This is a genomic window from Bacillus sp. DU-106 (genome assembly GCF_004799705.1).
Lineage (GTDB): Bacteria > Bacillota > Bacilli > Bacillales > Bacillaceae_G > Bacillus_A > Bacillus_A cereus.
The window spans coordinates 3,135,781-3,162,244 of the sequence record NZ_CP026607.1 but is presented as its reverse complement, the minus strand read 5'-3'; the positions used below and the strand labels follow the sequence as shown (position 1 = coordinate 3,162,244).

The window sequence follows — 26,464 nt, the reverse complement described above, 5'->3', positions numbered from 1 at the left end:
AATCCATTCAAGTAGAAGGAGAAATCAGTCATGAATGCAAAGAAACTACTAGGGGTAGCAGTTCCGGTCATGTTGTTATTTGGTTGTGGAGTTTCTGAGAAAACGAACACTTCTAAACAGGAGAAAACGGAAGAGTCTAAAGTAAAAGAATCGAAGTCTAATAGTAAGAAAGAAAAAGTTTCAAAGGAAGACTATCCTAATAAAGTGTATAAATTAGGGGTAGAGTTTGATAAGTTGTTTGCGGAGCATAACAATATTACAAGAGAGGTTTTTGACGGTAAGAAAAAGAAATCAGATATAGTAGATAGTGTGAAAGAATTAAATAAAGTGTTAGATAAATTTGAGTCGATAGATCCCCCTGCAGAGTATGTAAATCAACAAAAGGATTTTGAAAAAGCAATTGGTTATTTTAGAGAGTCTTTTTCTTTAATAAATGAAGTATTCACCCGAAAAGAAAAAAGAGAAAAAGGCGATAAGACTGATAAAGAGTTAATGGAGAAATCTGAAAAGTTAGTGAAAGAAGGAGATATTTACTGGCTTAAGGCATTCAAAGATCTTGAAGGGGATATTAAAATCGGTGACGGTACAGTATCTGTGAAAGATTTGAAAGAGTTAGATAAGAAAGCTGGAATTAATACGGATAACGTTATGAAGAATGTGAAAGATGGTACGGAATTAATCGGTAATTGGGGATTCAAAGGAACAGACGGTTTCATTATGTCACTTATTCTAAAAGGTGATAAGACATTTGAAACGTATGGTAAAGGTGAGTATCCAAATAAAAAGAATTATATTGAAGGCACTTGGGAATATGATAAGGAAGCTTTTACAATCTATTTACATCTCAATAAACGTTTAGTAGACGGTGTAGAAGATACAATTCAAAAAAAGAAAATAGCATATAAAGTTCAAGATTATGATGGGGAAAACTTGCAATTATTTAATGAGACGTCATTTCATACAATTAAGTATGTGAAGCAAAGTTAAAGTTATGTAGGACTAGGTTTAAATGGCCTAGTCCTTCATTAAAGTGCGAGTATGTAAATAATATGTTATCTTTCGTTCTGTTTACTTAATATCATGTTATTCTTTAATAGAGTAATAAATGGAGTTTTGCATTAAATATATGAGGTTGGTTACAAATGATAAAGAAATTTACTAGATTCGTATTAATAGTGGTTATCCCAATCAGTCTTATTACAGGTTGTGGGACTGCTGAAAAAACTGAAGCACAAAAGTCGAAAGCGGTACAAACGGAGAAAAAGGACTATATGGATTACTCATATGGTAGCAAAGGTATATTAGTAAGTGGCAAAGCGAAAGAACGGCAACAATACGAGATTGGATATATGGATGATAATAAATTAATTGGGATTGATGAAAATATTGAAGACTGCATTATTTTAGATAATAAAGATGAAGCAGGTCTCATTTGGAAACAAATAGAGCGAGGATCTATTATTGAAGTGCAATACGGTAAGGATCGCAATGATATCGTAGGCGTGCAATTCGTAGGAGATCGTGAGTCATATGAAATTAGTGATAAGTTTGATCGGAATACGATAAATGAGATTGTTGAAAACGTTAAAGGGAATTTGTAATAGATGTATTTCGATAGTATAGGATCTCTTATTATGAAATTGTATGCCAGTTATTTGTCTAAGTTTAAATTGATTATTTTGACGGTATTTGTAATTAGTTGTAAAATAATGTTTGTTGATGAATTTTATAAAAAGTATGTTAGATGAAATTCATCTGTAGGGATGACATATAAATATTTTCTTAATGGGTATAAAATATGATAATTTAAATATATAAATAAAAAGAAAATATATTAGGATTACATAGTAGATTCATATTTTTAAAAATTAATGTGACAATAAAGGGAGGTTGAGATACATACACGGTGGGAGTGTGTATGTATTTATTATAATAATGAATAAGACAATCAAACAACAAGTAATCGCACTATCAACAAGTCTAGTGATTTTAGGGAGCGTACCTTTATCAGCATCAGCAGAAGAGATCAACAAATCTCAAACTGATCAACTTAATATTGCCCAAGGAGAACACGGAACGAGCGGATTAAATTATTCTAATTTCAAGTTGGAAGTTCCTGATCATGTACAAATTAACGAAGCAGAAGTATCTGGAAATGAAAAAATGCTTTTAGAAGAATATAAGCATAAACATGTTGAAACAGAAGAATTAAACAAAATGCAAGATGCTAAGAAGGGACAAGTAGCAGAAAAGGAAGCTATTTCAAACATTGAAAAGGCATTTGAATCTGTAGATGGTCGAAATGATGGATCTGATCGTCAAATGAAACCTGTTGCAAAGCCAAGAGGTATTCAATATAGTGCACAGAGTACGAAGAAATATGGAACACTTGCAGGAGTTCCATTTGTGGAGTGGATTGTTCCAGCAGGAAATCCTGATATTCGTCCTGCGAATCCGATGAAAGCACGTTACATTACAATCCATGAGACCGCAAATACAGCTGCTGGTGCTAATGCTGAAAATCATGCGAAATATTTATACAAGCAAGCAACTGAAGGCACTTTCCGAACAGCTTCATGGCATTTTACTGTAGATGATAAACAAATTTATCAACACTTACCAACAAACGAAAATGGTTGGCATGCAGGAGATGGAGATGGTTCAGGAAACAGGGAGTCTATCGGTATCGAGATTGCGGTTAACCAAGACGGTGATTACAATAAAGCGTTAGAAAATGCAAAACGACTTGCAGGTTATTTAATGAACAAAGAAGGAATTGGTGCAGATCATATATACAAGCATCAACAATGGAGCGGGAAAAAATGTCCTGACATTTTAATTTCACGAGGTAATTGGGCTGGTTTCGTACAAGGAATTCAGTGGTATGCAAATATAAATGCGCAGATTGATACGCCTTTACAAGATAAAAATGACTCATTTAATCCAAATGAAAATAATCCAGCTGAACCTAGCATGGAACTAGTGGTAAATGGTAGTGGCATCAATGTACGTAGTGATGCGGGCATTGAACATCGTGTTGTACGTAAAGCTTCAAACGGAGATCGTTACAAAGTATTAGCGGTTAAAAATGGTTGGTATAAAGTAGGTATTGGAGAATGGATTTTCTATGACCCAAGTTGGATTAAAATTAACTACAATGTACCAAAGGAAGAAGTGCAAAAGCCTAAGGAAGAAGTACAAAAACCAAAAGATGATATTACAGGTGGATGGTTTGAAGGGCATATTCGTAAATTAAACAGTCTAGGTATTATGCAAGGCGAAGGCAATGGTGTATTTGCTCCATATCGAAATGTAACGAGAGCGGAGTTTGCGAAATTAATCTCGAATGCTCTTAAACTACCAGAGGGAAATAAGTCATTTGTAGATATCAATGAGGCACATCCATCACTTCATGACGGTATTAAACGTTGTGCAAGTGCAGGAATTATTAATGGTCGTGGTGAAGGGATTTTTGATCCTAACTCACCAATTACTCGTGAAGAAGTATCTATTATGATTGACAAAGCATTACGATATAAAGGAATTACAGGTGAGTTAGTAGCATTACCATTTACAGATAAGCATTTAATAACATACAAAGAATCGGTTCAACGATTATACAGTTTAAAGGTAGTTAATGGTATTGGAAATAATGAGTTTGATCCTCGAGGCACAGCAACTCGTGGTCAGGCGGCTGCCTTTATTGTGAAGATGTTAGATTCAATGCAAAAATAAAATGAAACTTTAATCAGTGAGGGCCACTCGCATTGCAATCAAGCAGTTTATTCACCAAATTTTGAAATGAGAGTTTTACTGCCCGCAAATAGCAGAAGAAATTGTATGTAGAAGCTGACATTGGTAGAAGTAAAAAATAAGAAGAATTTGAAAGGAGCTATCCAAAATAATAATTTGGAATAGCTCCTATTTAGTAGGAAGAACAATTGTATTTGATAGATTGTAATGTAGAATGCCCTTCCAAGCCCCTCATAAGCCCCTACCAAGTAATAAATCACTAAGAAAAAACAAAAGCAAAAACAAAAACAACTACAAGAACAAAACAAGCGCGAAAAAATGAAACCGGCGTTGTAGTAGTAAAAAAATTGTAATTCGAATGCCAAAACCATTCCCGCATTCCTATCTTTATAATGAAGGATTAAAATTTTCCTATTTACTAGCAAAGAGTGGAGGGAAACATATGGCGGTATACCGTAATGTGCAGGTGAACTTTTGGCAAGATGAATTCATATTAGATTTAACGCCAGAGGAGCGTTATTTTTACATATATTTGTTAACTGGTACGAAAACGAAGCAATGTGGTATCTACATATTACCGAAGCGTGTGGCAGAGCTTGAAACAGGTTATAGTATGGAGACTGTTGAGAAGTTGCTAAACAGGTTTGTTGAGTATGGAAAGATTCTATATGATACGGAAACGAAAGAGGTATTCATAATAAATTGGTTACACTATAACCCTATTTCAAATACGAATGTGGAGAAGTGCGTATTACGTGAGTTAAAGACTATAAAAAGTAATGAGTTCATACATATATTTTTACGTAAATGCCTTGAAAAAGAATACAAGATTCCATTAGTACTGCAGCATTTTGGTATGCCAAAAGAAGAGGATAATAGTAGTTCACAAGTAGTTATTGAAGAGAAAGAAGAAGCGGAAGAGATAGAGGTGGAAACCATAGAAGAGGACGTTCCAAATAGTGAAGTTTATAAGTTTTATGAACAAAATATTAGTAGTTTATCCCCATATATTGTGAAGGAATTGAAGAATTGGATACAAAGACTTTCTGGAGAGAAAGTGTTAGAGGCACTTAAAATTGCGTTTGAAAATAATAAGAAAACGTTAGCTTATGTGAAGGGGATTTTGAGGAATTGGTGTAAGAAAGGACGAGTAGATTTTAGTGAAGGAATGCATAGGAGAGAAGTATTTGGTTCGTATGATCCATAGTTTGGATAAGGATTTTTTCTAGTCTAAAAGGTTCTTTTACTATAGAAGCGAATAGTGTGAGAAAGGGGTGGTTATATGGAAGTCGTTATAAAGAAGAAACGAAAAAGGGGAAAAAGAATTTTTATTTGGGCTAGTAGTATCGTTCTTTTGTTAGTTATTTCCGCTGCGATTTTTTTGAACATATATACGCTGAAATCTATGCCAAAGATAGATGGAACGATAAAGCTAGAGGATTTACAACACGCTGTTACGGTGAAGCGTGATAGTAAAGGTGTCCCGCATATTAAATCGGAAAATGCACATGATTTATATTTTTCACAAGGATATGTACAAGCGCAAGATCGTTTGTTTCAAATGGACTTAAGTAGAAGACAAGCGTCTGGTATGTTAAGTGAAGTTGTTGGGGAAGCAGCTGTTGACCGAGATAAATTGTTTCGAACACTCGGTTTACGGCGAGCGGCCGAAGCTTCAGTTAGTCAATATAATGGAGAAGCGAAAGATGCCCTGCAGTCATTTGCTGATGGGGTGAACGCTTTTATACGTGAGGCGAAAAAGGAAAAGAAATTACCAGTTGAGTTTACTATATTAGGTTATGAACCTGCTGAGTGGTCAATTGTTGATACTTTAACGATTGGGAAGTATATGGCGTTTGACTTAGGAGGACATTGGCACGGACAGGCATTTCGATATTGGGCGCTGAAAAATCTTCCGAAAGAGCAAGCGAATGAGCTATTTCCTGCATATCCGAAAGATGCTCCTAGATTGCTAGCTGAACTGAAAAATACAAATGTGGACGTAGCACAAAGTTTTTCAAAAACGATAATTCCGCCGGAGTTTAACGGTAGTAATAACTGGGTTGTGAGCGGTGAGAAGAGTGCGTCAGGTAAGCCAATTTTAGCAGATGATCCTCATTTATCTCTTGCGACGCCTTCTATTTGGTATCAAACGAGACTTGAAATGAAAGGTTTAAATGTGAGTGGCGTTATTTTCGCTGGAGTACCAGGTGTTATATTAGGACACAATGACAAAATAGCGTGGGGTGTTACGAATACAGGGCCTGATGTGCAAGATTTATATATTGAGAAGAGAAATCCTAATAATGAAAATGAATTTCTGTATAACGATAAATGGGAGAAAGCTACCGTTGTAGACGAGTCTATTAAAGTAAAAGGCGGGAAGACAATTCCTTATAACGTTACGATTACGAGGCATGGACCAGTAATTTCAGAGTTTGCGGATAAGGGGAAGGAGAAAACGAAAACAGTATTCTCTTTAAAGTGGACAGCTTTAGAACCGTCAGCTGAGTTAAAAGCTGTATTAAATATGAACAAAGCAAAAGACTGGAATGAGTTTGAAACCGCTCTTCAAGATTTTCATACACCAACCCAAAACTTTGTGTTTGCATCAAACGATGGCACAATTGCTTATAAAGCGAATGGAAATATACCAGTGCGTAAAAAAGGTGATGGTAGCTTACCTGTTCCAGGATGGACAGATGAATATGAATGGGAAGGGTATATCCCGTTTGATCAACTTCCAAAAGTAATTAATCCAAAACAAGGGTTTATTTCAACTGCGAATAATAAAATTGTTGATGATGATTATCCGTATCATATTAGCAATACGTGGGCGCAGCCATATAGGCAAATGCGTATTCAAGAATTTTTGCAAGAGAAGGAAAAGTATACGGTGAAAGATTTAGAAGAGTTACAGATGGATCAAAAGAATTTATATGGGAAAGAGTTTACTCCTATATTTTTAAAAGAGTTAAATAAAGCATCTTTAAATGAGGTAGAGAAAGAAGGCGTAGACCAATTAACAAAGTGGAATTTTTACGATAGTAAAGATGAAGCGGCACCATTAATATTCCATTTGTTAATGAAAGAGATTTCAAATACGTTATTTTCAAAAGAAATACCGAAAGATGTAATGGAGTTATTTGAAGGGAAGTCACAAGTTGTTGATGAATTGATTCGAAAAGAAGTAGCGGGAGAAAATAGCGTTTGGTTTACGAAGTACGGAGGTTTCACAAAAGTTGTGCATACATCGTACGAGAATGTAATGAAGAAATTGCAGAAGGAATATGGACCCGATATTGGAGAGTGGAAGTGGGGCGATTACCATCAACTCGCTTTTACACATCCAATTTCGAAATCATCGAGTATGTTAGCATTACTCGCTTTTAATCGTGAGAAACCAGTTCCGATTGGTGGGAGCCAAGTTACCGTGCAAGCAGCGAGTTACGGCGAAAACGGCATTGTAAATCACGGGGCGTCTTGGAGATTCATTATTGATACGAAAGATATGTCAAACGGTTATCATATCGTAGGGCCAGGACAGTCGGGCCATTTTAGAAGCGATTGGTATCATGATCAAATAGATGATTGGGTAAATGGCACGTATCATACGACTACATTGAATACGGAGGGGATAGAGGGGAAGGTGCTAAATTTAGAACCGAAGTGATAGGGTGTTTTTGTTTGTGGAGGGAACTAGTAATACTCTTTTTGATAATGAAAGCTTATCATTTAGAACATAACCCAGTTCTTAAATAATTTTAACAGCCAGCCTACTATCATTTAATTTGATAGTAGGCTGTTTCCATCTTCGAAATACGCTGTAGCAACTTCTTCAGGATTACGATTATTTCCACATGCTGTAAGTGCTGTAACTAATAAAGTCATTACAACTATTAACATGATCATTCCAGTTTTGAGGGGAATTAGTTAACAAAGACTAGGTATTATTTGCAACAGAACTGTTCCTCTATCCCCCTTGTTTCATCATTTTTCTAGGCCAGCCAACTTGACAAATGTTTTTTTATCAAACTACAATGAAAATCATTATCAATAATATAGGGAGGATACTTTGGTCAATAAATGAAAAACAATATATTTATAGGTTAATAACCAGATCTTGTTAAGTTGTATGTACTATTTTTAGTTTAGCGTTTCCCAGAATGTACACCAATTAATCTCGCGAATTACAAGAAAACTATTATTGAAATGAGGCGTGTATTGTGAAGTTAGACGTGAATGAGTTAGCAGAGTATCTTGCCAATACTCCTTTCCGAGTAGAAGGAGTATATCGTTATGCTAAAAATCCAGGTGTGCCTTTTGCTGAGTCTACAGATTTTTTCCCAGGATTTGTATTTCCAATTACAGGGAAGACGCAATTTCAATTTAATGGTACGCCGTATACTCTTTCCCCAGGAAAAGTTATACATGGGGGTGCAAAAATGACATTAGCCCATAAAATGCTTGGTGAAATAAACTGGGAATATATTCTTGTTTTATATCGGATAAGCAATTCAGAACGAGAAGACTCTGGCTTTACTCATCAGCATTTTGAATTATTAACAGGACAATCTCCTCGTCTTGTCGAATTACTTATGCGTCTTTGGGATGTATATAATCAGCGTGGAGGCATTTCGATGTTTCAGACCGAAATGCTGTTTCGCGAAGCGTTGAATGAAGCTTTATTAAGTGTTTTCAATAGAGAAAGCAATTATGAGTCGCATACTTTATTCGAACGAATATCTAGTTACGTTCGTAAATACTATTATAAAGATATTACAATTCATACACTTACAGAACAAAATAATGTTAATCGAAATCGTCTTTCTTACGTGTTTAGAAAGCATGCAGGTATGGGGGCAGCAGAATATTTATTGAACTATCGTATAAAGATGGCTCAAAAAATGTTATGTACAAGTGATGTGCCTGTACAACAAATTGCGCAGGCTGTTGGAATCGCAGACCCTTTTTATTTTAGTAGAGTTTTCAAGAAGCGAGTTGGCATTTCGCCTACTAAATATCGCGAGAAGTTCATCAATAATCCATACTAATGTCAACAGGGGTCCATTCTTATTTGAAAATCACTGTTCTATACTTATGGAGAGTTAAAGGAAACATTGGATTGAAAGTACTTTCATTGAAATCACTCCTTTGTACTATCTGAATGAAAAGTTCTGGCCGGAGCAATTTCTTTTTAAGCGTAATAACGACTTTTTTACTTATATTACTGTAATATAGTGGAATTTGAAAGTGAGGAGGGATTATTATCCATTACCAACCTATTAAACTAAATGACGAGTTATCTAAAATTAACGATTATTGGTATCCACAAGTGATTGGTGAAATGAATGACGATCAAATTCAGCTTTTTAAAGCTAATGGAGATTTTATATGGCATGAGCATCCTAATACAGATAAGCTATTTATTGTGCTTGAAGGGGAGATGTTCATCGATTTTCGTGATGGACAGGTGAAAATTTCTAAAGGCGAGATGTTTATTGTCCCGAGAGGCGTTGAGCATAAACCTTTCACTGAAAAGGAATCCCATATCATGTTGGTAGAGCCTAAAAGGGAAATGGATTGATAATTGTAAAAAGATAAAAAAGGAGCGGAAATCCGTTCCTTTTTTATTTATCTTACTATTTTTAGGAGCTTAGTATGAGTAAGATGTGAATAAAGGATGAATAGCATTTTTATCAATAAAAATTTATTGGATTTTTTGTGGAATATATATGAAACGTTGTATAAAATAATCAAGAAAGCCAAAAATTATAGGGGGAAAGTTGTGAAGAAAAATAAGAGTTTAATAAGTTTTTTAGGAGTGTTTCTTATGTTGTTTTCTTTTTGTTTTCAAGGAAATGTACAGGCAGATGTAAATACTGTTCAATCTGGAAAAATCAAATCAGGAAACGTAACAGTATGGGAAGTTGGAAATGTAGCGAAAGTGTTAGCTGATGTAGAGCGTTTAAATTTAAATACAGTAAATGTACCGATTCAAGTAGATATCCCAAATGTGACTTCTACGAACATGGTAATTAATCAAGCGCAAAAGCAACAAGCTATTATTTTAATTCAAGAATTATTAAAGCGTAATATTCAAGTTATAGTGGAACCGTTCCCGTATATTCAGCAGGGGAATGTTGGAGAGACAGAATGGAACCCAAGTAACATTAATGATTTCTTCTGGAATTGGAAGACGGTTATTCTGCAAGATATTTTTAATTCCATTACAAGTAAATACAATGTGTATGGACTAAAGATTGCTTCTAATTTCGTGAATATGGAGTATGCAGAAGGATACTGGAGCGATACAATTGATTTTGTTCGTAATCAGTATAAAGGAAATGTTTTGTATCAAATGAACTGGTGGTTAACAGCAAGCTGGGACCCTTCTTATGAAGCGAAGTTTAAAGAGAAAATCAATCGCCCGTATTTAAAAAAGGTGGATATTGTTAGCATAGACAGTTGGTTTGAAGTTTCAGGAAAAAGAAATCCAACATATGAAGAAGTGAAGCAAAGTTTATTTGCGACAACAGTATATAATCGTGGGCAAAATGTTGTTCAGCAATTGGAACAATTACATAATGCAACAGGAAAGCCAGTTTACTTCGGTGGATTTAACGTTCCAGCACGTGAACTTGGATTACAAAATCCATGGAATCCAGATGTTTCAAATGTGTTTTCGAAGGATGTGCAATTAAATGGATGGCGTGCTTACCGCGATGTATTAGAACCGAAACCATATTTTAAAGGTTTTTCAATTTGGTTTATTGGCTCTAATGATAGTACACATGCGTATCAAATACATAGTAAAGAAGCAGAGGCAGTTATTAGCGGGTGGTACCGAAAATAATTTTTATAAAATAGGTAAGTTTTAAAGTTTACTACATATATTTCTAGTGAAAGGCCTTTCACCATCTTATCACCTAGGGGGCAATCATAATGAAATTTTTGTCTTACCTTACAGTAATTTTGGTGATTCTTGGCGGTTTGAATTGGTTATTTGTAGCGTTAGATTACAATGTAGTTGAGAAATGGTTTGGTTCTATGCCGGCGCTTGTGGACACTATTTATTGGCTCATTGGTCTCTCTGCTATTTATCAAATTTTTGATCGGTTCTTTACGAACGATTAGCTATTATTCTTTCATTATTAGAGTGTTAAGTACGATTATGTACTTAACACTTTTTTATATGTCCATAAAAAAGTCTGCACTTGCAAGCGATTCCATCGCGTCTTGCGCCCTAATAATAGAAAACAAATTGACCACATATTATATTTTAGGTTATAATTCAGAAAGTTTAAAAAATAATCCGATGAGAAATAGGGAGGTTATGAGGGTAATGGAGAGAGTCTATAATTTTTCAGCAGGACCATCAATACTCCCTTTGCCAGTTTTAGAGAAAGTGCAAAAGGAGCTATTAAATTATAACGGGACAGGCATGTCTATTATGGAAATGAGTCATCGATCTTCTTATTTTCAAAGTATTATAGAGGAAGCGAGTAACTTACTTCGTGAATTAATGAGCATCCCTGATGAGTATGAAGTTTTATTTTTACAAGGCGGTGCGTCATTACAATTCTCTATGATACCGTTGAACTTAATGAATACGTATAAAAAAGCTGGATACGTACTAACTGGCTCATGGTCTAAAAAGGCATTGCAAGAAGCCGAAAAAGTTGGGGAAGTACAAGTGATTGCTTCTTCCGAGCAAGAGAAGTTTACTACGATTCCTAAACTGGACGGTTTATTAAGTGATGAAAAACTAGATTATGTACATATTACAACGAATAATACAATTGAGGGGACAAAATATGTGGACATTCCACATGTAGAAAAAGTGCCGCTCGTTGCGGATATGTCCTCAAATATTTTATCAGAGCGATATGATGTTTCGAAGTTTGGTCTTATATATGCGGGGGCGCAAAAGAATTTAGGACCTGCGGGCTTAACGATTGCTATTATAAAAAGAGATTTAATTGGGGAAGCAGATCGCTCTTGTCCGACAATGTTAAATTATGAAACTTACAGTAAAAATAACTCCTTATATAATACACCGCCGTCCTTTAGTATTTACGTAACGAAACTTGTACTAGAGTGGTTGAAAGAGCAAGGCGGAGTATCTGCGATTGAAGAACAAAATAGAATGAAATCTTCACTTCTTTATAATTTCTTAGATGAATCAAAATTGTTTACTTCACCAGTTGATCCTACGTATCGATCACTTATGAACATTCCGTTTACAACACCGTCAGAAGAGCTGAACAGTGAGTTTTTACAAAAAGCGAAAGAACGAGGACTTGTTACGTTAAAAGGGCATCGATCAGTCGGTGGTATGCGCGCTAGTATTTACAATGCGATGCCAGTACAAGGCGTACAGCAATTAGTAAATTATATGAAGGAATTTGAGCTTGAGAATAGATAGGGAGATGGGGATATGTTTCGTGTTCAAACGTTAAATCAAATTGCAGAAAAAGGTTTGCAAGTTTTTACTGAAGAACGTTATGAAGTAGGAGATAGAATCAATCATCCAGATGGAATTTTGCTTCGTAGCTATTCTTTACATCAAGAAGAGTTTTCAAAAGATTTAAAGGCGATTGCAAGAGCTGGCGCTGGTGTAAATAATATTCCTGTCGAGCGATGTACAGAAAAAGGAATTGTAGTATTTAACACGCCGGGGGCAAATGCAAACGCTGTAAAGGAACTCATTATTGCCAGTCTTATTATGTCTTCACGTAATATTATTAATGGTGTAAGTTGGACGAAAAACTTAGAGGGTGAAGAAGTACCACAGCTTGTTGAATCAGGAAAAAAACAATTTGTTGGATCAGAAATTGCAGGGAAACGTCTAGGTGTTATCGGACTTGGCGCAATCGGTGCTTTAGTTGCGAACGATGCGTTAGCGTTAGGGATGGATGTTATCGGATATGACCCTTACATTTCAGTTGAAACAGCTTGGCGTCTTTCTACACATGTGCAAAGAGCATTTAGCCTTGATGAAATTTTTGCAACGTGTGATTATATTACACTGCATATTCCTCTTACGAATCAAACGAAGGGGATTATTGGGGAACACGCTGTAGAGAAGATGAAAAGAGGGATGCGTCTATTTAATTTCTCTAGAGGAGAACTTGTAGATGAAAAGGTTCTTCAAAAAGCATTAGAAGAAGATATTATTACACATTACGTAACGGACTTCCCGAATGAAAATGTAATAAAGATGAAAAATGTAACAGCGACGCCTCACCTTGGTGCATCTACGTCTGAATCGGAAGAAAATTGTGCAGTAATGGCAGCACGTCAATTACGTGAATATTTAGAGACAGGAAATATTCGTAATTCAGTAAATTATCCAAACGTAGAATTGCCGTATATCGGAAAGAAACGAATTACAATTATGCATCAAAACGTCCCGAATATGGTAGGGCAAATTACAGGATGCTTAGCGGAACATCATATTAATATTGCCGATATGATTAATCGTAGTAAACATTCTTGGGCATACACAATGATTGATATCGATAACGGAATTGATGATATAATAAAAGAGAATATTGTAGAAAATATAAGCAAAATTACAGGTGTTGTAGCCGTTCGAATGATTGTGTAAAGGAGAGAGGAATGTGGCAAAAATACGACCGTTTCGGGCCATTCGTCCAGTAGAGGAAAAAGCGGCACAAGTGGCAGCTTTACCGTATGACGTATTAAATAGTGAAGAGGCAAGGGAAGTTGTAAAAGGGAATCCATATTCTTTCTTGCATGTTGATAAAGCAGAAATTGATTTAGATCCTGAACTGTCACCGTACGATGATCGCGTGTATGAAAAAGCGGGAGACAATTTAAAGCAATTTATACGAGAAGAAGTGTTCATACAAGATGAAGAGCCAGCGCTATATATTTATGAACTGACGATGCAAGGAAGAACGCAGTCAGGTCTTGTTGTTTGTACATCTATTGATGAGTATGAAGATGATACAATTAAAAAACATGAAAGAACACGTCATGAAAAAGAACTAGATCGTATTCGCCACGTAGATGTGTGTGACGCCAATACAGGCCCAATCTTTTTAACGTACCGTACAAAAGATGAAGTAAAGCATTTAATTAGAAGCTGGAAAGAAGAGCATGCGCCAATTTATACATTTACAGCAGAAGACGGTGTTAAGCATGTTGCGTGGAAGATTGCAGATGAAGATGTAATTACGACTTTAGTAAACGCATTTGAAGATATTCCTAATCTTTATATTGCAGATGGGCATCACCGTTCTGCATCAGCTGCAAAAGTAGGACTTATGCGAAGAGAACAATATCCAAATTACACAGGAGAAGAGGAATTTAATTTCTTCTTATCGGTTCTATTCCCTCATGATGAATTATCGATTTGGGACTATAACCGAGTTGTGAAAGATTTAAATGGCTTATCAGAGGAACAGTTTTTAAATCAAATTACGCAGTACTTTTATGTAGAAGGAGCACCTGTTTCTCCGTATAAACCAAATGAGCCAAAAACATTTGGTATGTATGTAAATGAGAAGTGGTATAAGCTCACAGTGAAAGAAGAAACGTTTGATGCGAATGATCTTGTTAGAGGTTTAGATGTATCTATTCTGCAAGACCATTTATTAAGCCAAGTGCTTGAAATACATGATCCGCGTTCTGATTCACGCATTGATTTTGTTGGCGGAATACGGGGGCTAGAAGAACTAGAACGACTTGTGAACAGCGGCGAATACAAAGCAGCATTCGCATTATATCCGACATCTATGGAAGATTTATTAGCAATCGCAGATGCCGGTGAAGTCATGCCGCCAAAATCAACGTGGTTTGAACCGAAACTGCGTAGTGGGTTGTTTGTTCATTCTTTAAAATAAATAGACTTCTTTAGTTAGAAAAACCGAAATGATTTTTAGTTTCGGTTTTTCTTATTTTGGCTCAGTAAACGTTTAATGTTGATTTTAATGTTAAGATTGAAATATGTAACAACAGGTCGCTACAAAAAAATGGAGGAAATACGATGAAAATGCAGCTGCAAAAAAGTTTTTATGTTGAATTGAAAAATGCAATTCGTTGTCATTATAACGAACTTTTAACAAGATGCGGTGTTGACACAATATACGGGTACTCCATATTAACAGACGATTGTGTCAATAGCATTGGACCAGTGGCAAATAAAGAAAGACTAATCAAAGTTAATAAATCAGACCCTTTATACAATTATTATAGATACGGAGCTGTTGAGTGGAGCGAATGGAACGATTTTGGAACGTTTGATGAAGTGAACAAAATTATTAAGAAATATCATAATATCGTCGAAGATGACTTTAACATACGAGTACATACACTGTTGAAAGAAACGTTAAATGTGTTAATGGAACTTGAATCAGAAGGGTTGTTTGGAGATAGAGATGATAATCGATTTATTGTCATTTGTGTAACTGATTCATCGAACGAAATCATGATTGAATCAGCTCGATTGCTTAATACATTAAAGACATACGAAGAATATGCTTCAGAATTTGCATAAGAATGAACATAAGTAAAACTGCGCTCTATAAGAGGCGATTTTCATTTAATAGAAAGTCACCAATTAATAGTAACCATTCGTTGTGACGTAAGCATTGAACAATTAGAACCTGATGAAAAAACGTCCAAAGATAATTACGATGTTTATATGTATGAATCAACTTGGAAAAGAAGTAATGCAGGGGAGATAAGGCTAGGTAGCATAAAATATATCACTATAGGTGGAGTGGTTAATGCAAACATGTGGGTTCATTGGTTTTAAATGATGAATTTGCAGTGGTAGCGGTAGTGGAGGGGAAAGAATATGTTGAGTATAAAGATAAAAAGGTATTTTTGCTTTGTTGTTTTTCAAAAGTAACGGATAAAATTTTCATATTTACGAACTTAGTGCATAATGATTGTTGGATAAATTGGAATACCACGTTCCTTTAGAATTTCAGACATATTATCTTTTTCAAACTACTTTTCTTTAACATATCTTATCTATTATGCTCCTTAGTTGGTTTTTCGGAGTTTATTATAGTTTAAAAAAGCTGCACGAGAACCTATATTTATACTGTTAAAATACACAACAATAAGGATAAAACCTACTTTGTAATTGCAAATGAAGCTTATGTATATGTGAAGTAAGGTGAAAGAGGGTCTGCACATAATCAATCACCCTTTTTTATAACATTTCTTTGCAGAGATACGTTATAAAAAAGGGTTGTTATTTGAAAGTTGAAAAATAAATTCTATTAATCATTCATATTTTATTAAATTACTTTGACCTAGTTATAAGTCAGCTGAAACTGTACTTCTTCCAACTTGGATAGTGTTAATAACAGTATATAAGTTGTGGTATTAGTTTATAGGAGTAGAACCTAATTTTCATTTGATGTATTTATTGAATGATTGGTTATAGTACTATACTTCTTATTCATAACTATATAAATCCAACCAATAACTGATAAGATAACTGGATAGAAAATAGCCCAACCACTAAATGAGTATACAATAATACATATAATTAGAGATAGGAAGGCCATCCACCAACCTATATCACGCACTTTTAATAATTTAAGAGCAGCTAGCATTGTAAAAATATATGAAGTAATAAATATTACACTAGGACCTTTAAGAAGCATTTCTAAATTTGGTCGTGCCATACCGTAAAAAATTAAAATACAACTAAAAATGCCTCCTAGAACTAGTAATACCCTAGTTGGAGTTTGAAATTGAGAGTGTAACTTAGCAAAGAAGGAAGGGAAATGTCCTTCTCTAGCTTGAGCGTAAATCATTCTTGAAAAACCTGCAATGTTAGCATGTACAGCACTAAACGAAATGAAAATTGCTAAAATAGTTGTTATATATGTACCTATCGGTCCTAATCCTTTTGATATTAGAATACTAAGGGAAGCTATCTGATCCTTATCACCATATGAGTGGGTTCCTATTGTTACAAAAGATATTGCAATGTACATAATGGAGATACAAATTGCTCCTAAAAATAAACTAATCGAAATATCCTTAGCGGGCCTTTTAAATTCTTCAGCTAATGGGGTTATCATTTCCCACCCTACAAATGAGAAAAAGATAATTACAGAAGAAGCGCCAACAGAAGACCACCCGTTTGGTACAAATGGTGTAAAAGAACTTAATTTTACATATGGTATAGAAACGATAACAGCGACAACTATTAAAAGTGAAATAATACAAATTACAAACACACTAACTTTTGATGATAGCTCGATCCCTTTTATATGTAAGAGTAAAGAGGTAATTAAAATTAATGCTGCAATTCCTATAACACTAAGATTGCTTATTGGAAAAACATATCCAATATAATGGGCACCTGTTAAAGCAATAATAGGTACTCCAATAGGAATAGAACCTAACATAATCCAGCCTAGGATGGCACTTGTATTTGCATTAAATGCCATTTGAACATAAGCTGTAATTCCTCCAGCACTGGGAATCATTTTAGCAAGACGCGCTAGAGTCGCTACAATAGGAAAAGCTAATATAGACATGATAACCCAAGATAAAATTGAAGCTGGTCCAGCGCTATTTGCAGTAATTGAAGGTAAAATAAGGATTCCACAACCTAACACAGCTCCGATGGTTAATGCGGTCCCCTGTACCCAAGTAATTGAACGTTTCAATGATTGTTGTGTCAAGATTCTCAGCCTCTCTTTCGTTAATTGATATTAATTATATAAAGTTTAAAAAAAAGATAACATGCTATAATTTATGTATTAATTATAATTTTCTTAAAGAATTTAAGAATTATTAAATGTTTTCTTAATTAATCAAGGGGAGGCCAAGCAATGGATGATACAGATTTAAAGATTCTTTCTCATCTTCAGGAAAATGCACGTTTAAGTATGGTTGAAATAGGAAAACTGGTAGGTTTGAGTTCTCCTTCTGTTACAGAGCGAGTTAGAAGACTAGAAGAACAAGAGGTAATTATAAGTTATCGCACGATTGTTAATCCGAAAGAATTAAAAAAACATATTACTGCGTTTGTTTTGATGGAACCAAGGGATTGCAATAAATATAAAAAGTTTGCAATGGAACATTCAGATGTGGTTGAATGTCACCGGATTGCCGGTATGTATAGTTATCTAACAAAGGTAGTCACGGAATCTGTACATACACTCGAAGACTATATTAATTTGTGCTTAGAGTATGGAAAGCCTACAACCTTAATAGTGCTTTCTTCTCCAGTAGAACATAAATCATTTTTTACAGAGAGTGAAAAACTTTAATTACATATGAGTGATTATTCAAAATAAAAAGCGTTAAATTAATACCTAATAGGAAATAGAGTCCTATTAGGTATTAATTTTCAGAAAATTATTTAGAAAATTTAGATAAAAAATAATATTTGACATATTCTTACTACTGGTGGAATAATGAACATTGTATTTTAGAAAAATTAAATTCTTAGTTAATTGGAGGTAGGATTATTATGAAATATGCAGTGCTCACAAATGATTTACAGTACGATTTGGTTAATAAAAATGAGGATAGAATTGCAGCTGTGGAGGCGTTTACGCCTAAAATGGTGTCTTTCTTAGATACTATGAGAGAAAATGATGTTTCTATTATTCACCTGCAGTTAATTAACTTAGAAGATGATCCGAAAGCTGAACGATATGGTGATTTTTTACCAGTCACAAAGGGATCTAAAGGTGCAGAAATCTTACCTGAGTTTCTTCATGAAAAAGATATTATTATGGAGAAAAATAAGGATAGTGGCTTTTTTGAGACAAATCTTGATGAAACCTTAAAAAAATTAGGAGTAGATACAATTATTATTACGGGTATGCAAACTCAAATTTGTGTCCAAACAACTGCAGCGGATGGATTTTTCCGTGGTTATAATGTAATCGTACCAGAAGATGCAGTTGTTTCAGCGAAGGCTGAAGATAAGGAACGAGCTTTAAAATGGTTAGGTTCATATTGTGCAAAGATTATGAGTATCGAGGAAATCTGCAATTCAATTTCTAAAAATGAAGATATTTCTTTTGATGGAGTTGCAATTCCGTAAGTAAATACGTTGTAATATCACTTGTTCTATGTAGCAAGTGATATTATTTTTCAAAAATAAAAATGAAAAGGAGTTTTAATAAATGAAATTAACTAAAGATTTAGAAAATATAATTTTAGACCATGGAACAGGAGGACTATTGAGTCAGGATTTAATTAGTTCAATTATTACTGCAAAACTAGAAGATGTTCACCTTGGAAAAATGGAGGATAGTGCCATTCTTGAGGTAAGTAGTAGAAGATTGGCGATGACAACAGACTCTTTTGTTATTGATCCTATCTTTTTTGGTGAAGGGAATATAGGTAAAGTAGCAGTTTGTGGAACGGTTAATGATTTAGCGGTTAGTGGTGCAAAACCACTTTATCTATCATTGGCATTAGTACTAGAAGAGGGTTTTCCAATTAAAGATTTGGAAGAAATATTAGATTCTATAAGAGAGACCGCGAAAGAAGCTGGAGTGTATATTGTTGCTGGTGATACAAAAGTTGTTAAAAAAGGTGAAGTAGACAAAATCTTTATTAATACAACTGGAATAGGAGTTTTTGAAGGAGATGTATCACCGTTTTCGGTAAACTCTATTCAAGAAGGTGACGATATCATTATAACAGGACAACTAGGAAACCATAGTATACATATCCTTTCTATCAGAGAAGGATTAGGGTTTGAACAGAGAATAAATAGTGATTGTGCACCATTAAATCATATGATATCAGAGTTGAAAAATCTTTTTGGTGATTCTATACATTGTATGCGAGATATTACAAGAGGCGGGCTAGGTACAGTTTTAAATGAAGTCTCAGAAACAATTAATACTGGAATAAAAATACAAGAAAGAGATATTCCTATGTTAGCAGAAACTATTATGGCTGCCGACATGTTAGGTGTTAATCCAATGTATCTAGCTAATGAGGGCAATGTTTGTATGTTTGTCTCTCCAGAGGTAAGTGAGGAAGTCGTGAGGGTATTAAAAAATACTAAATATGGTAAAGAAGCTGCGGTAATTGGTAAAGTTAATCAAACAAAAGAAAGACAAGTGCTCATGGAAGCAAAATCAGGTGAATTGAAACTCATTGAGTTATTATATGGGGCAGAATTACCTCGATTATGTTAGGAGACAATTTATGAAAAAAGTAATAAATATGTTTATAAAAAAGTATCAAGTTAAAGGCATTGTGCAAGGTGTTGGTTTTAGACCTTTCGTATATAGGATAGCAAAAAAGTATCATCTAAACGGATGGGTGTTAAATGATTCAAATGGAGTGCTTATAGAAGTAGAAGGGGAACAAAATAATATTACGCATTTTATTCATGATATTGAATTTAATTCCCCAGAATTGGCTTATGTGCAAGAGGTTAAATTAATAGAGGAACAAGAATCCAACAATCGTTATAGCTCTTTTGATATTTTGAGTAGCCAAAAACATAGTAGTAGGCAAACTTTAATATCTCCTGATACTTATGTATGTAATGAATGTTTAGACGAATTATTTGATCCAACGAATAGAAGGTTTCGTTATCCATTTATTAATTGTACAAATTGTGGACCTAGATATTCAATAATAAAAGATATTCCTTATGATAGACCATATACTACAATGGCCAAATTTCCTATGTGCAAAGAGTGTGATAAAGAATACAAAGACATATTGGATCGGAGATTCCATGCCCAACCAAATGCTTGCTGGAAATGTGGACCACAAGTTCAATTGAAAACAACAGATGGTACAAATGTCTCCACTGATAATCCAATAGAAAAAACAATTGATTTGTTGAAAAAGGGGAAAATCCTAGCTATTAAAGGGTTAGGTGGATATCACTTAGTTGTAGATCCAATGAATCATGAAGCTGTAAAAGAATTAAGAAAAAGAAAAAAACGGGATGAAAAACCTTTTGCTTTAATGTCATCTCAATTAGATGATGTGAAAAATTTTGCTGAAATAACAAAAAATGAAGAAACTTTATTAGTTTCTAAAGAACGACCAATTGTGTTATTGAACAAAAAGGATAATGAGTTTATTTCTTTAGATGTTGCACCAAATAATAATAATTATGGGGTAATGTTAGCCTATACACCACTTCATCATCTTATTTTAAGAGGGAATTTTATTGCATTAATAGCTACGAGCGCCAATGTTTCTGATGAACCTATTGTATATAAAGATAGAGATGCAATTGAGCAGCTAAAGGGAATTGCAGATTATTATTTAGTACACAATAGGGAGATATTCACTAGAGTAGATGACTCTATTGTTAGGGGTATTGATTTAGATGATGAAGTAATAAAACTACAAATAATTCGTCGCGCTAGAGGTTATGTACCAAACCCAATTGATTTTAAAGAAGGATCAACTAATGTACTTGCTTTAGGAGCAGAATTAAAGAATACGATTTGCCTAACTAAAGACGAAAAAGCTTTTATTAGTCATCATATTGGTGATTTAAAAAACTATAAAATTTATGAATCGTTTAAAAATACTATAGCTCACTTACAAAAAATCTTTGAAATTAGTCCTTCTGTAATTGCAAGTGATCTTCATCCTGATTTTTATAGTACAAAATATGCATTTGATCAAAAAGTTTTACCAGTTGTACAGGTTCAGCATCATCATGCCCACATGGCTTCTTGTATGGTTGATAATCAATTAGATGGTCCTGTTTTAGGAGTTATTTTAGATGGTACGGGTTATGGTGATGATGGGAATATTTGGGGTGGAGAGTTTTTAATCGGTGATTTTCTTAATTATCAAAGAGCGGCATATATCGATTACTTTCAGCTGCCAGGCGGTGATAAAGCTGTTAAAGAACCGTATAGAATTGCTTTAGGAATATTGACGCAAATATATGGTGAACAAGTCAAAGAATTACCAATAAAGATAATTTCAGAGCGAAATAGTTTTGAACTAGATGTACTTATAAAAATGATTCAAAAAGGAATTAATTCTCCTCTTACTTCAAGTATGGGAAGGCTTTTTGATGCTGTTTCAGCACTATTGGGTGTCCGTGAAACAGTCCAATATGAAGGACAGGCTGCTATTGAGTTGGAGCAAGCGATTGATATCAATAATTCTTCCAATCCTTTATTATCATATGAAATAGTTGCTTCGAATGGAATTAGAAAAATCGATATAAAACCTATGTTTAAAGAGTTGGTATCTTTGATACTTAAAGATAAGTATACCAAGGGTGAATTGAGCTATCGTTTTCATTATACAATGGTTCAAACGATTACAGAAACCTGTAAACAAATTCGTCAAGAAACAGGGATTAATAAACTAGTTCTTAGTGGGGGAGTATTTTTAAATAAGTTTTTACTTGTAGAAACCTATAAGTCACTTAAGGCTTGTAAATTCGAGGTTTACATGCACAAACAAGTACCTACCAATGATGGGGGAATCTCTCTTGGTCAAGCAGCAATAGCAGCTCATCGCTATAAAGATATGCATTCGGTATAAATTTACAATAGCAATTATATAACTTTTCATTATTCTTTGTGAGTATAGTAAAAACGAAAAATTAGGAGGTGCTCTTTTATGGTAGTTAGTTCAAAAATGGATATATTTAATGAACTAGAATCCCAAGTTCGAAGTTATAGCAGAAGCTTTCCAACGATCTTCACTAAGTCTAAAGGATATAAATTATGGGATGTAGATGGAAAAGAGTATATTGACTTTTTCTCAGGTGCTGGTGCTCTTAATTATGGACATAATGATGATAAAATGAAACAGGTATTAATAGATTATCTTTTAGAAGATGGTATTATTCATAGTCTTGATATGGGAACAAGTGCTAAAGTGAATTTTTTAAAGCACTTTAACAAAATTATTTTGGAACCACGTGATTTAAACTATAAAATTATGTTTCCTGGTCCAACAGGTACAAATTCTGTTGAAAGTGCACTGAAAATTGCTCGAAAAGTGACTGGACGAACAAATATCATAAGTTTTTCAAATGCTTTTCATGGAATGAGTTTAGGATCACTTTCGATAACGAGTAATCATTTTAAGAGAAAGGGTGCTGGAGTACCACTAAATAATAGTATTATCATGCCGTATGAAAATTATTTAGATTCCCTTAATTCTTTATCCTATTTAGAAAAAGTATTAGGCGATAGTGGAAGTGGAGTGGATTTACCTGCTGCAATTATTCTAGAAACAGTTCAAGGTGAGGGTGGTTTAAATACGGCTAGTTCCCAATGGTTAAAGGGAATTGACAGACTGTGTAAAAAATATAATATATTATTGATTGTCGATGATATTCAAGCAGGGTGCGGACGTACGGGGACATTTTTTAGCTTTGAACCTGCGAGCATTAAACCAGACATAATTTGTTTGTCAAAATCTATAAGTGGCATTGGCCTTCCGATGGCTATTACACTAATTAAACCGGAATATGATAAGTGGGAACCAGGAGAACATAATGGAACGTTTCGAGGGAATAATCTAGCATTTTTAGCAGCTACAGAAGCATTGAGTTATTGGAAAGATATAGAGTTTATTAATGCTTTAAAATGGAAAAGTGAAAAAATCACTAGCTTTCTTAATGAGATTTGTTTGAAATACCCCCAACTTCAAGGAGAAGTACGAGGGAGAGGCTTTATGCAGGGCATAGCGTGTAATACTTTTGGAATAGCTAAAAAGATTTGCTCAGTTGCATTTGAAAATGGTCTAATTATTGAAACATCTGGACCTAATGATGAAGTTATTAAGTTGTTACCTTCTTTAACAATAGACTTAGAAGGATTAAGTAAAGGATTGGAAATGTTAGAGGATAGTATTTCTACTATTTTAAAAGAGGTAACTCACTAAGTTTGAACGACTCGCACTTAATAACCTTGCGAACCGTTTGCAGTAGTTGCGGTAGAAGAAGGAAAAGAAGCGGCCCACAAAGTGGATCTAACATTCTCATCTATTATGAGAGATTTAGATAAAATAATAAGTCAAATTCAAGAAGTTTCTGCATTAACAGAAGAGATATCTGCCGGCACAGAAGAAGTAAGTGCATCTCTTTCGCTAGTATATCATTCTAAATAATATATGATATTTTAAAATTCAAAACACCTTTCATTCACCATTAAAGAAAGGTGTTTTGAATTTGTTTTTTTAATTGCTTTTATAAATTGCACGTTGATGATGATATTATTTATATATAATCCCCTTATTTTACCTCAAATCGATAGGTGGGGAGAGAATTAATAAATGAGGGAATAATATATAAGGTAGTTGAATTGTAATGATCTATTCAACTATTAAAACAGCAAGTGAAATTTCTATTTATGAAGATAACACTTCTAAATATCCAATTTCATTAGGGTTTTGGGATAAATAATATATAACCTATATAGAAGAGTTAACATCCTGTTTTATAGTAGTAGATAGTTATAAATTAGTACTTTAGGATTCATCAAGAAAAGTTCTTTTTTTCTGAATAATGTATATAAATTCGTGATATTTTATTATTAAACAAAATGTTTTTATATTTTATTAACTTATTACTTTCCATCTTCAATAATCATTTATTACAACAGCTTTAACGTCCAAAATAAGATGTTCCAACATAGGACAATATAAGTATCTTTATAATGATTTTTCAATATAATCAATGTGTTAATGAAAGTAATTCTGTGTTATTTTTACTTTTCTATTAACTAATACAGCTTCAAACAAAGGACATAATTGCTACATACTAAGTGAAATTTATTACCCATTCAAAATTCTGCCTATTCAATCTTTCTAAAAATAAAAAAAGATTGAACTCATAAATATACAAGTTATAATGAGGGCGTCGAGAGATAATATATGACCTCTAGCGAAAATATCAAACCTCGTTTTGGTTCGAAAATTCTAAAGAACTTGCCAGTGAGTTTCTAAAATTTTACATACTGATATGATTACTATATGGAGGGTTGTGGAACAAAAGGAAAGTCTATTCAACTCAAGAAAGAAAGCGCTATCAAAAGGGGTCTTATTTTGAATTGATTATGCTAATAACTTAGATTCAACAGCAATTAAAAATAATAAACCATGGGGGTGCTTATATGAACATAAATGTAGCATCTATTAAAGAAAAAAAGGTTGTTAAATACAAAAGTTGTTTTGATGTGATTGGGCCCATAATGATAGGTCCTTCAAGTTCACATACTGCAGGTGCTTTGTCTATTGGAACAGTTGCTAATAAATTATTTCAAGGTCTTCCAAAAAAAGTTGTGGTAACGTATTATGAATCATTTGCTGAAACCCATAAAGGTCACGGAACTGATTTTGCAATAATTGCTGGTATATTAGGCTTTGCTGCCGATGACAGCAAAGTGCCAGATGCTATTAAAATAGCAGAATCTAAAGGGATTGACATTACTTTTATTGAAAAATCAGGTGATAGTCCTGCGGGTCATCCAAATACGGCAGATGTATATGTAGAGGATGACAGTCGAAGTATTAGAACGATGGGTATTTCAGTCGGTGGTGGATTGATCGAAGTCAAACATGTTGAAATTGACGGATTTAGCTTAGAACTGCAGGGACCATTGCCAGTTGTTATTGCAATTTCAGAAAGAGCTGACTTTGAATTTGTCTTACGCAGGATCTTTAAACAATATGATGTTGAAATTAACAACTTTCATAGTTTGAAAGATAAAACAAAATATTTATATGCATTCGCTTTGGATTCGCTATTGCCTGGTAATGCTCAGAAGGAATTAGGGAATTTAAGCAATATAGCTAATCTTATTATTCTTTAGTTACATTAAGGAGAGAAAAAATATGTATATGGCCATAAAAGAAATTGTGGATGCAGCTAATAAAAGTCAAAAGACAATTTATGAATTAGCAATTGAACAGGAAATCGAACAAACTAAAACTTCTTATGAAGAAGTTTGGAGTAAAATGGAACAAAATTTAGCGACTATGCAAAATGCTATAAATAAAAGTATCGAGGGCGACGGTGTATTTTCTCCAACCGGTTTAACCGGAGGTGATGCAGTTAAAATTAAAAACTATCGAGAAAATAGGAAAACTCTTTCTGGAGATTTGATGGTGTTAGGGATTCAAAGTGCTATCGGCGTTAATGAAGTAAATGCTGCATTAGGAGCTATTTGTGCAACTCCAACAGCGGGTGCGAGTGGGACGATTCCGGGAGTCCTATTTAGTATTAAGGATACGTTGCAGTTAAGTCATGAAGATATGATACATTTTCTATTCACATCAGCGTTATTTGGAACGATAGTAGCAAACAACGCTTGTATTTCAGGAGCGTATGGAGGATGTCAAGCTGAAGTAGGCAGTGCCTCAGCAATGGCGGCTGCAGCTGCGGTAGAAGCTGCAGGTGGAACGCCATAGCAATCTTCTGAAGCTTTTTCGATTGCATTACAAAATTTACTCGGTTTAGTTTGTGATCCGGTCGCTGGTTTGGTAGAAATTCCTTGTGTAAAGAGAAACGCCATTGGAGCGACAAATGCTTTAGCAGCAGCGGACATCGCATTAGCTGGCGTAAACAATATCATCAATGCTGACGAAGTTATTGAAGCGATGTATAGAGTTGGAAGACAGATTCCTCGCGAATTAAGAGAGACAGGTTTAGGTGGAATTGCGGCTACACCTACAGGGATTGCCATTAAAAATAAAATATTTGGGGAGAAACAATCAAATCAATGAACAG

Annotated in this window: 21 protein-coding genes and 1 pseudogene; 21 read left to right on the top strand and 1 reads right to left on the bottom strand. The window is 34.3% G+C overall.

The window, feature by feature from the left end:
- Positions 1-30: 30 nt before the first annotated feature.
- From C3Y97_RS16070 to C3Y97_RS16000, 13 genes are all read left to right on the top strand, one after another.
- On the top strand, positions 31-987 hold the full coding sequence (locus C3Y97_RS16070) for a DUF3994 domain-containing protein (RefSeq protein WP_000992202.1): 957 nt from the start codon (positions 31-33) through the stop codon (positions 985-987).
- Between the two features lie 155 nt (positions 988-1,142).
- Positions 1,143-1,601, top strand: a complete 459-nt coding sequence (locus C3Y97_RS16065) for a hypothetical protein (RefSeq protein ID WP_000591627.1) — start codon at positions 1,143-1,145, stop codon at positions 1,599-1,601.
- Between the two features lie 334 nt (positions 1,602-1,935).
- Positions 1,936-3,735 (top strand): S-layer homology domain-containing protein, encoded by a 1,800-nt coding sequence (locus C3Y97_RS16060; protein WP_002041482.1) that lies wholly within the window; start codon positions 1,936-1,938, stop codon positions 3,733-3,735.
- Positions 3,736-4,111: 376 nt separating this feature from the next.
- Positions 4,112-4,960, top strand: a complete 849-nt coding sequence (locus C3Y97_RS16050) for a DnaD domain-containing protein (protein WP_100655059.1) — start codon at positions 4,112-4,114, stop codon at positions 4,958-4,960.
- 75 nt (positions 4,961-5,035) lie between these two features.
- On the top strand, positions 5,036-7,426 hold the full coding sequence (locus tag C3Y97_RS16045) for a penicillin acylase family protein (RefSeq protein WP_069358124.1): 2,391 nt from the start codon (positions 5,036-5,038) through the stop codon (positions 7,424-7,426).
- A 553-nt stretch (positions 7,427-7,979) separates the two neighbouring features.
- Entirely contained in the window at positions 7,980-8,807 is an 828-nt protein-coding gene (locus tag C3Y97_RS16040) for a helix-turn-helix transcriptional regulator (RefSeq protein WP_136363519.1), read from the top strand.
- Positions 8,808-9,100: 293 nt separating this feature from the next.
- A complete protein-coding gene (locus tag C3Y97_RS16030) occupies positions 9,101-9,340 on the top strand; it encodes a cupin domain-containing protein (RefSeq protein WP_000997182.1) in 240 nt (79 codons plus the stop codon).
- 201 nt (positions 9,341-9,541) lie between these two features.
- Positions 9,542-10,609 carry a glycoside hydrolase family 113 gene (locus C3Y97_RS16025; RefSeq protein ID WP_000739789.1) on the top strand — a complete coding sequence of 356 codons (1,068 nt, stop codon included), beginning with the start codon at positions 9,542-9,544 and terminating at the stop codon, positions 10,607-10,609.
- A gap of 89 nt (positions 10,610-10,698) precedes the next feature.
- Positions 10,699-10,890: a DUF378 domain-containing protein gene (locus C3Y97_RS16020; protein ID WP_000670804.1), complete on the top strand. Its 192-nt coding sequence runs from the start codon at positions 10,699-10,701 to the stop codon at positions 10,888-10,890.
- A 208-nt stretch (positions 10,891-11,098) separates the two neighbouring features.
- Complete coding sequence (gene serC / locus C3Y97_RS16015) at positions 11,099-12,181, top strand: 3-phosphoserine/phosphohydroxythreonine transaminase (protein WP_000442921.1); 1,083 nt, start codon at positions 11,099-11,101, stop codon at positions 12,179-12,181.
- Between the two features lie 12 nt (positions 12,182-12,193).
- Positions 12,194-13,366, top strand: coding sequence for a 3-phosphoglycerate dehydrogenase family protein (locus C3Y97_RS16010; RefSeq protein WP_000490228.1), 1,173 nt, complete (start codon positions 12,194-12,196; stop codon positions 13,364-13,366).
- A 13-nt stretch (positions 13,367-13,379) separates the two neighbouring features.
- Positions 13,380-14,627, top strand: coding sequence for a DUF1015 domain-containing protein (locus tag C3Y97_RS16005; protein WP_030026422.1), 1,248 nt, complete (start codon positions 13,380-13,382; stop codon positions 14,625-14,627).
- A 143-nt stretch (positions 14,628-14,770) separates the two neighbouring features.
- Entirely contained in the window at positions 14,771-15,280 is a 510-nt protein-coding gene (locus C3Y97_RS16000) for a DUF4303 domain-containing protein (protein ID WP_000783836.1), read from the top strand.
- 862 nt (positions 15,281-16,142) lie between these two features.
- On the opposite strand, the gene C3Y97_RS15990 is transcribed toward C3Y97_RS16000, so the two are convergent.
- Positions 16,143-17,438 carry an APC family permease gene (locus tag C3Y97_RS15990; protein ID WP_000193978.1) on the bottom strand — a complete coding sequence of 432 codons (1,296 nt, stop codon included), beginning with the start codon at positions 17,436-17,438 and terminating at the stop codon, positions 16,143-16,145.
- A 150-nt stretch (positions 17,439-17,588) separates the two neighbouring features.
- Between C3Y97_RS15990 and C3Y97_RS15985 the strand changes: the two genes are divergently transcribed.
- From C3Y97_RS15985 to sdaAA, 8 genes and pseudogenes are all read left to right on the top strand, one after another.
- The gene (locus C3Y97_RS15985) at positions 17,589-18,029 is read left to right on the top strand and encodes an Lrp/AsnC family transcriptional regulator (RefSeq protein ID WP_000342842.1); all 441 of its coding nucleotides are present in this window, start codon (positions 17,589-17,591) and stop codon (positions 18,027-18,029) included.
- Positions 18,030-18,232: 203 nt separating this feature from the next.
- Positions 18,233-18,814 (top strand): cysteine hydrolase family protein, encoded by a 582-nt coding sequence (locus C3Y97_RS15980; protein ID WP_000872526.1) that lies wholly within the window; start codon positions 18,233-18,235, stop codon positions 18,812-18,814.
- A gap of 82 nt (positions 18,815-18,896) precedes the next feature.
- On the top strand, positions 18,897-19,925 hold the full coding sequence (hypE, locus tag C3Y97_RS15975; RefSeq protein ID WP_000778913.1) for a hydrogenase expression/formation protein HypE: 1,029 nt from the start codon (positions 18,897-18,899) through the stop codon (positions 19,923-19,925).
- A 10-nt stretch (positions 19,926-19,935) separates the two neighbouring features.
- On the top strand, positions 19,936-22,266 hold the full coding sequence (hypF, locus tag C3Y97_RS15970; RefSeq protein ID WP_098212720.1) for a carbamoyltransferase HypF: 2,331 nt from the start codon (positions 19,936-19,938) through the stop codon (positions 22,264-22,266).
- 78 nt (positions 22,267-22,344) lie between these two features.
- A complete protein-coding gene (gene ectB, locus C3Y97_RS15965) occupies positions 22,345-23,619 on the top strand; it encodes a diaminobutyrate--2-oxoglutarate transaminase (RefSeq protein WP_000261661.1) in 1,275 nt (424 codons plus the stop codon).
- Positions 23,620-23,700: 81 nt separating this feature from the next.
- The gene (locus C3Y97_RS15960; RefSeq protein WP_000366276.1) at positions 23,701-23,844 is read left to right on the top strand and encodes a hypothetical protein; all 144 of its coding nucleotides are present in this window, start codon (positions 23,701-23,703) and stop codon (positions 23,842-23,844) included.
- 1,004 nt (positions 23,845-24,848) lie between these two features.
- Positions 24,849-25,547 carry an L-serine ammonia-lyase, iron-sulfur-dependent subunit beta gene (gene sdaAB, locus C3Y97_RS15955; protein ID WP_001024894.1) on the top strand — a complete coding sequence of 233 codons (699 nt, stop codon included), beginning with the start codon at positions 24,849-24,851 and terminating at the stop codon, positions 25,545-25,547.
- A gap of 22 nt (positions 25,548-25,569) precedes the next feature.
- Positions 25,570-26,460, top strand: a pseudogene (gene sdaAA / locus C3Y97_RS15950) (L-serine ammonia-lyase, iron-sulfur-dependent, subunit alpha).
- The last annotated feature ends 4 nt before the right edge of the window (positions 26,461-26,464 follow it).

Coding starts and splice junctions, on each gene's coding strand:
- C3Y97_RS16010 (WP_000490228.1), top strand. CDS start 12,194: ATGTTTCGTGTTCAAACGTTAAATCAAATTGCAGAAAAAGGTTTGCAA.
- serC (WP_000442921.1), top strand. CDS start 11,099: ATGGAGAGAGTCTATAATTTTTCAGCAGGACCATCAATACTCCCTTTG.
- sdaAB (WP_001024894.1), top strand. CDS start 24,849: ATGAACATAAATGTAGCATCTATTAAAGAAAAAAAGGTTGTTAAATAC.
- C3Y97_RS16000 (WP_000783836.1), top strand. CDS start 14,771: ATGAAAATGCAGCTGCAAAAAAGTTTTTATGTTGAATTGAAAAATGCA.
- C3Y97_RS16030 (WP_000997182.1), top strand. CDS start 9,101: ATGAATGACGATCAAATTCAGCTTTTTAAAGCTAATGGAGATTTTATA.
- C3Y97_RS16045 (WP_069358124.1), top strand. CDS start 5,036: ATGGAAGTCGTTATAAAGAAGAAACGAAAAAGGGGAAAAAGAATTTTT.
- C3Y97_RS16065 (WP_000591627.1), top strand. CDS start 1,143: ATGATAAAGAAATTTACTAGATTCGTATTAATAGTGGTTATCCCAATC.
- C3Y97_RS16070 (WP_000992202.1), top strand. CDS start 31: ATGAATGCAAAGAAACTACTAGGGGTAGCAGTTCCGGTCATGTTGTTA.
- hypE (WP_000778913.1), top strand. CDS start 18,897: ATGAAATTAACTAAAGATTTAGAAAATATAATTTTAGACCATGGAACA.
- C3Y97_RS15980 (WP_000872526.1), top strand. CDS start 18,233: ATGAAATATGCAGTGCTCACAAATGATTTACAGTACGATTTGGTTAAT.
- ectB (WP_000261661.1), top strand. CDS start 22,345: ATGGTAGTTAGTTCAAAAATGGATATATTTAATGAACTAGAATCCCAA.
- C3Y97_RS16060 (WP_002041482.1), top strand. CDS start 1,936: ATGAATAAGACAATCAAACAACAAGTAATCGCACTATCAACAAGTCTA.
- C3Y97_RS16050 (WP_100655059.1), top strand. CDS start 4,112: ATGCCAAAACCATTCCCGCATTCCTATCTTTATAATGAAGGATTAAAA.
- hypF (WP_098212720.1), top strand. CDS start 19,936: ATGAAAAAAGTAATAAATATGTTTATAAAAAAGTATCAAGTTAAAGGC.
- C3Y97_RS16020 (WP_000670804.1), top strand. CDS start 10,699: ATGAAATTTTTGTCTTACCTTACAGTAATTTTGGTGATTCTTGGCGGT.
- C3Y97_RS15985 (WP_000342842.1), top strand. CDS start 17,589: ATGGATGATACAGATTTAAAGATTCTTTCTCATCTTCAGGAAAATGCA.